This is a genomic window from Paenibacillus peoriae KCTC 3763 (genome assembly GCF_000236805.1).
GTDB classification, from domain to species: Bacteria; Bacillota; Bacilli; order Paenibacillales; family Paenibacillaceae; genus Paenibacillus; species Paenibacillus peoriae.
The window spans coordinates 1-1,723 of record NZ_AGFX01000044.1; the positions used below are offsets into that span (position 1 = coordinate 1).

Below are 1,723 nucleotides of genomic sequence, written 5' to 3' on the forward strand. Positions count from 1 at the left end.
GAAGTGCACCCTGTCAAGTAGACAGACTAAAAAACAAAATTATCAGTGTTCAATCCCCTCGGTTATCCAAGCTGAGGGGATTATTTTTTTCTTCGTTAAGCTGCTCGTCGATATTCGTTAGGGGATAAACCATTTAGTCGTTCGGTGTATCGATCATTATTGTAATAGCGCATATAGGTTTGTACACTTCGCAGGAGATCGTCGTACGTGTCATATTTCTCCAAGTAAAATCTTTCTGCTTTAAAGGTACCCCAGAATCGTTCAATGGGTTGGTTGTCCAAACACCGGCTTACACGAGACATACTTGTCCTAAACTTGTATCTCTTTTGAAGTTGTTTGTATTCCAGCGAAGTATATTGAAAGCCGCGATCACTGTGCAAGAGCGGCGTAGCATTCGGGTTTCTTTTATAAGCTTTCTTTACCGTATTCATGACAAGCTCATTGTTATTGGAATGGCTGAGCACCCAGGAAACAACAGAGTTGTCATATCCGTCAATAATGGCACTCAGATAGGCCTTGCGGCCATTTCCGTACTTTAACTCTGTTACATCGGTGCACCACTTTTGGTTGGGGGCCTCCGCTTGGAATTTTCGGTTCATGACATTCTCAGCGATATGAAAGGCTGGAGCTTTCACGTAATTTGGCCGCTTTTTGCGAATCACTGCTCTTAATTCAAGAGCTTGCATGATGCGATAATACCGTTTACGGTTGTAGCTTTTTTTAAGCTTACGATTCAACTGAATACGCATTTGGCGATAACCGAGTATTCCGTTTCGTTTGTCGTATCGACGTTTGACTTCCTTAGCCAGTGCAAGATTTTCGAGTTCTCTGGTAGATGGCGTCCATTTCAGCCACTTGTAATAGGCAGACCGGGCGATCCCTGCGAGCTCACAGAGTCTTGTGATCGCATATCCTTTTTCTTCATGCATTTCCTTCATCGCTCGATAGATGTCTACATGCCGAACGAAGGTTAGCGCGTATTTCTTCGCCGGATCTCTGCCAACTTTTTTGCGAATGCATTCTCCATTTCAAGATACTCATTACGCGCTTCGAGTTCCTTAATCCGAAGCTTTAATTGTTCCTGTTCATCTAGCTCCTCTAGCGGTTTTTTACGACCACGATGATCTTGAAGAGCTTCCTGACCATGGGCTTTAAATTTACGGACCCAGGCGTATACCTGCTGGTAAGAGACATTGTATTTTTTGATCGCCTTCTGATAATTCAAATCATGAGCGAGGGTATATTGTACAATCTCAATCCGTTCTTCGTAAGTGGTTTTTCGTCCTTTGTTCATGTGTGAGGGTCCGATCCTTTTCCGAGTTGGTTTTCCCTCAGTATACTTGGAAATCCATCTCACCAACACACTTTTACTCGATATATGATACTTTTTGGTTACAGCTCGTACGGAGTAGTTCCCGGAAAGTACATCCTGAATCGCCGCCAGTCGTAGCTCCTTGGAGTAAACTTTCCAACCTTTGGATTCTTTTAATCCTTCTACTTCATCTGCTTGATATTTTCTTATCCAATCGGTAACCGTGTTTTTATGGACCCCCAGTTGTTTTGCCTCATGGTTGGGATTGGATTCATGTCGCAGGCAACGCCTTACAACCTGAATCTTGATTTCATATGAAATTGGGCTTCTTTTTGACATTACAAAAACTCCCATCATGGTAGAGGTAGAAGTTTTGTTTTTTCTACTGTCTACTATGATGGGAGCATATCA

At 42.8% G+C, this 1,723-nt stretch carries 2 protein-coding genes; both read right to left on the reverse strand.

Features of this window, described 5'->3' with window-relative positions; genetic code table 11:
* Nucleotides 1-95 precede the first annotated feature (95 nt).
* Nucleotides 96-938, reverse strand: a complete 843-nt coding sequence (locus KQI_RS0124380; protein ID WP_010349510.1) for an IS3 family transposase — start codon at nt 936-938, stop codon at nt 96-98.
* 32 nt (nt 939-970) lie between these two features.
* Nucleotides 971-1,651: a helix-turn-helix domain-containing protein gene (locus KQI_RS0124385; protein ID WP_010349511.1), complete on the reverse strand. Its 681-nt coding sequence runs from the start codon at nt 1,649-1,651 to the stop codon at nt 971-973.
* Nucleotides 1,652-1,723 lie beyond the last annotated feature (72 nt).

Bases quoted from the DNA above. Each gene is read 5' to 3' on its own strand.
- KQI_RS0124380 (WP_010349510.1), bottom strand. From the start codon at position 938: ATGAAGGAAATGCATGAAGAAAAAGGATATGCGATCACAAGACTCTGT.
- KQI_RS0124385 (WP_010349511.1), bottom strand. From the start codon at position 1,651: ATGTCAAAAAGAAGCCCAATTTCATATGAAATCAAGATTCAGGTTGTA.